The organism is Brachyspira sp. (genome assembly GCF_050873525.1).
Taxonomy (GTDB): Bacteria; Spirochaetota; Brachyspiria; order Brachyspirales; family Brachyspiraceae; genus Brachyspira.
Genome location: NZ_JBNMIZ010000205.1, coordinates 1 through 4728 on the forward strand (window position 1 = coordinate 1; position 4728 = coordinate 4728).

Annotated in this window: 3 protein-coding genes; 2 read left to right on the forward strand and 1 reads right to left on the reverse strand. The window is 30.2% G+C overall.

Annotated features, from left to right (window positions below; translation table 11 throughout):
- Positions 1 to 224: 224 nt before the first annotated feature.
- On the reverse strand, positions 225 to 2126 hold the full coding sequence (gene htpG, locus ACR0QS_RS11165; RefSeq protein WP_432633527.1) for a molecular chaperone HtpG: 1902 nt from the start codon (positions 2124 to 2126) through the stop codon (positions 225 to 227).
- Positions 2127 to 2436: 310 nt separating this feature from the next.
- Between htpG and ACR0QS_RS11170 the strand changes: the two genes are divergently transcribed.
- Both ACR0QS_RS11170 and ACR0QS_RS11175 read left to right on the forward strand, forming a co-directional pair.
- Positions 2437 to 3126: a TetR/AcrR family transcriptional regulator gene (locus tag ACR0QS_RS11170; RefSeq protein ID WP_432633528.1), complete on the forward strand. Its 690-nt coding sequence runs from the start codon at positions 2437 to 2439 to the stop codon at positions 3124 to 3126.
- A 59-nt stretch (positions 3127 to 3185) separates the two neighbouring features.
- The gene (locus ACR0QS_RS11175; RefSeq protein ID WP_432633529.1) at positions 3186 to 4691 is read left to right on the forward strand and encodes a TolC family protein; all 1506 of its coding nucleotides are present in this window, start codon (positions 3186 to 3188) and stop codon (positions 4689 to 4691) included.
- Positions 4692 to 4728: the final 37 nt, after the last annotated feature.

Consider the following 4728-nt stretch of genomic DNA (forward strand, 5'->3'; position numbering starts at 1 on the left):
AATACAATACAATACAATACAATACAATTATTATTTTAAATTTTATAAACTATTTATATTTAATATTTTTAATAATATTAAGAAATATAAGATTTATTTTGAATTATGATTTAGATTGCTTCTTTCCATGAGAACGAGAACTCTTCCACACTTCTCATTAAAATATAATTTTTAAAAGGGCATGCACTTTGCATGCCCTTGCATTTATCGACTTGTTTTAATATTTATAATTTAAGCATTAATTTGCTCATTCTTTCGGCAAATAATTTTGGGTCGTCCAAAGGCAAATTTTCAAGTATGCATGCTTCATCGTATAAAAGCTCGCTGTATTCTTTAAATAAGTCGGATTTTTTATTCGCTTCGTATTCTTTTTCCATAGCTTTAAAAACCTCATGCGAAGAGTTGATTTCCAAAACTCTTTCAGGCTTCATACCGAACATATTATTTCCCGTTTCGGCAAGAACTTTAGCCATATTGAAACTAATCGAATCTTCTTTATTTACCAAACAAACCAAACTTTCTTTCAGTCTGTCGCTCTCTCTCACATCGGCGACTTTATTATCACCCAAAACTTCTTTAATCGCTTTCATTATATCTTTTATTTCTTTATTTTCTTCTTTTGCGGAATCTTTATCCGTTTTTTCATTATCGGCTTGAAGTATTGAGCGAAGTTTTATTTCCTCATAATCTCGCATCATTCCCGCCATAAACTCGTCAACTCTATCTGTAAAATAAAGAACCTCGTAGCCTTTATCTTTCATTCCTTCCATATGCGGAAGTTTTTCAATAGCCGATTTATCTTTTCCCGCAGCGTAATAAATAAATTCCTGTCCTTCTTTCATTCTGTTTTTATATTCCGCTAAAGTCGTATATTCGTTTTCCGCTATGCCCGAAGATTGAAACAATAAAAGATTTGATAATTTTTCTTTTTTAGTAAAATCGCTATAAATTCCAATTTTAATCGATTCTCCAAATTCTTTAAAAAACTCTTCGTATTTTTTTCTGTCGTTTTTTAAAATATTATCCAAAGTTTCCAAAATTTTCTTTTCAAGATTTGACGAGATTCTTTTTAATTGAGCGGTATGCTGTAAAATCTCTCTCGAAATATTTAGCGAAAAATCTTGCGAATCGACTAATCCTCGAACGAATTTCAAATATTCTGGAAGTAGTTCTTTGCATTTATCCATTATAAAAACATTTCTTGAATAAAGTTCCAAACCTCTTTCAAAATCTGGATGCAAAAAATTGAAAGGCGCTTTTGAAGGAATAAATAATAAAGCCGTATATTCCAAAGTTCCTTCCGCTTTAGTATGAATTATATCGAAAGGCTCGGCATAATCATGAAAATGCTCTTTATAGAATTCGTTATATTCTTCCGTTTTGACATCGCTTTTATTTTTCTGCCAAATGCTAATCATCGAGTTAATCGTTTTTTCTTCGTATTGCTGAATTTCTTTTTCGTCTTTTTTAGGAATCGGCATATCCATAACTATGGGATAATGAACATAATTTGAATATTTTTGAATAAGTCTCTCTAAAGTATATCGGTTGGAATAATCGTCTTCGTTTTCGTCTTTAGGTTTCAATTTTAATATTATATTCGTTCCTCTGTCGTTTTTATCAATGTCTTCTATAGAATAAGAACCGTCTCCAGAACTTTCCCATCTGACTCCGTTATCCGATTCGACATTTTTTGTTTCAATTATAATATTATCCGCAACCATAAAAGCAGAATAAAAACCGACTCCGAACTGCCCTATCAAATCGATTCCGCTTTCTTTATTTGCGCTCTCTTGTTTGATTCTTTCCAAAAAAGCTTTCGTTCCGCTTCTTGCAATAGAACCGATATTTTGTATAACATCGTCTTTAGTCATTCCTATTCCGTTGTCTTTTATAGTGAGAATTCTGTTTTGTTCGTCTATTTCTATTTTTATTCTCAAATTATCCATTCCCGTATATTTGTCGCTTTTCGTTATGGATTCGAATCTTGCTTTATCCAAAGCGTCACTTGCGTTTGAAATAAGCTCTCTTAAAAATATCTCTTTATGAGTATAAATAGAATGAACCATTAAATTTAAAATTTGTTTGGTTTCAGCTTCAAAATTAAGTATTTGTTTTTCCGCCATTTTTTAACTCCTTAATTATAAATATTTTGTAATTATAAAAAATAAAAAAGAATATAAAGCCAAATAAAAAGTAAAGTCATAAAGTTAAAATATTATAATTCTAATTTAAGAAAAATTCAAATAGTTTAATTTTATAAATTTGGATTCTTTCGATAAATCTCGCAATGGCTTGCATTTTTCATATTGACAATATTTTTATTTATCTATAATATCAATCAAAATAAAAACGACATAGTTGTCATTTTTATTTAACCGTTTAATAGTTTAACGGTTTTAATATTTAAAATTTTTGAGAGATAAAAGAGATAAAATGCCTAAAGTAAGCAAAGAATATTTTGAAAATAAAAGAAAAATAATATTGGATGCGGCTTTAAAAGTATTTTCCAAAAAACCGTCATATTCGGTGAGCATGAAAGATATAATAAAAGAATCGAAATTGAGTCAGGGAGGAGTTTATAAATATTATTCGAATATAGACGATATTATAATTTCTTTGATTAATGAAAATAAAATTGCGGTAAATCCGAAAGATATTATAAAAGATAATTATAATAATCCGAAAAAGGTTATATTTGAATTCTTAAAAGAATTTAAAAATTGTTTTTTTGAATCGCATAAAAAGTATGGAAAAATATTTTTTGAATTGTATCCTATACTTATTAACGATAAAAAAAGATTAAAAAGATATACAAGTAAAACGAATTCTATGAATCATCCGCGAAATTGGTTTAAAGAATTATTTATTTATTTGGAGAAAAAAACGAAAGAAAATTATTTTAATCCTATAGCGAAACTTTCGGATATATACGCTCAAATAATACTTATGTTAAGCGGAATAGGAGAAGAATTGATTTTAGTAAAATATTATAATAAAAAAAGAGGCTATAAAATAGATTTGAAAGAAGAATATGGAATAGATTCGGAGACAAAATTAGACGATTTGATGGAAATAGTATATAAAACGATATTATTTTTAATGGGAAGCGAAGAATTAAATTAAGGAATTAAATTAAGAAAATTAAAAATTAAAATAATCAATAAATAAACAAAGGAGAATTAATGATACAATCAAAAATTGAAAAATTAAAATCGATAAAATTGCATTCTATAAAAATAGCGATATTTTTGTCAATATTTTTAAGTATGCATCTATACGGACAAACTAATTCCAATAATACAAATACGGTAAGTTATTCGTCATATATGGAAGCGATAAGAGATTTGATACCAGAAATGAAAATAAACGCCGTTGCGGAAACTAACGCCGAAATGAATCTTTTGAGCGCAAAAAGTTCGGGAGATGTAAATTTGACGGCGCAGCTTGGAGCGATTGGAACTTACGGAGCGAACAGCACGGTTTCGTCTATGGGAGGACAATCCGCCGAAGCTACGGGAATAAGAGCGGGAATAGGAGTCGGCAGTTTGATTCCTTACAGCGGAACAAGATGGTCCGTTAATTTGACGCATAATTCCTATTTGGACGGAAGAATATATTACGGAAACGGAGGAAGCGATAAATTTCAAAATTATTATCCTTCGCTTACAATAGAAGTCTCTCAGCCGTTATTAAGAAATTTTTTCGGAGCTTTAGATAAATATCCTATAAAAAACGCCGAATATTCTCTAACGATTGCAAAACTTCAAAGACGATTGGACGACACTTCCGTATTGGCTTCTTATCAAAAAATTTACTATCAATGGATAATGTATGAAAAATTATTGTCTTATTATAGAAGCATGTATATTACGGCAAGAAATTTTGAAAATCAAATGAGAGCGAGATACCAAAACGGACTCATAGATAACGATTCTTATCAAAATGCCCGTTCTCAAACTATGGTTTATAGCGATTATTATGCCCAAAATAGAGTTTATTTGGACAGCCTTTTAACCTCTATAGCTTTCTTTATTCCCGATATAACGAATTATAGTCCCGACCATGCCACTTGGGACGCTTATCTAAATTTGGGAAGTAATATGGAAATGGAAAATGTCGCGTTCGGAGATAGCGTAAACGGACAAATTGCATATCAATCGAGACTTCAGGCGGAATATGTTTTGGAAGCTATGAAGAGCGGTAATTTGCCCGATTTATCAATAGTGGGAAGCGTAAACTTAAACGGAATAACTCCAAATACTACGGGATATTTTAAGTCTTTCGGAAGCATGACAAATGTCGATTTCTTCGCGGGAGTTCAATTTTCTTATCCGATTGGAGACAGAGCTAATAAAGCGCAGTATAAATTGGCTGAAAATTCTTTATACGGAATAATAGCTCAATATGAACAGGCTGAAAAGAATTATAATACTCAATTGCAAACTTATATATCGAGATTTAGCGCTTATAAAAATTTAATGGAAAGCAAGAGAGCACAGATAAGAGCGATAAATTCGAGGATTGCAACTCAAATGCAAAAATTGGAGCAGGGACGAGTTGAAGTTGACGATTTGCTTACTTCGAGACTCGAACTTGTCAACTCTCAAACGCAGTTGTTAAATTTGCAATACGAATTTATAACTACAATATTCGATTATAGAACTTTACTTGCAATTGATTCTCAATGAGAGATTTAATATAATTAAAAAAATTTAAGATTAAATA

Excerpts from the sequence above, each read along its gene's own strand:
- htpG (WP_432633527.1), bottom strand. The coding sequence starts at position 2,126 with ATGGCGGAAAAACAAATACTTAATTTTGAAGCTGAAACCAAACAAATT.
- ACR0QS_RS11170 (WP_432633528.1), top strand. The coding sequence starts at position 2,437 with ATGCCTAAAGTAAGCAAAGAATATTTTGAAAATAAAAGAAAAATAATA.
- ACR0QS_RS11175 (WP_432633529.1), top strand. The coding sequence starts at position 3,186 with ATGATACAATCAAAAATTGAAAAATTAAAATCGATAAAATTGCATTCT.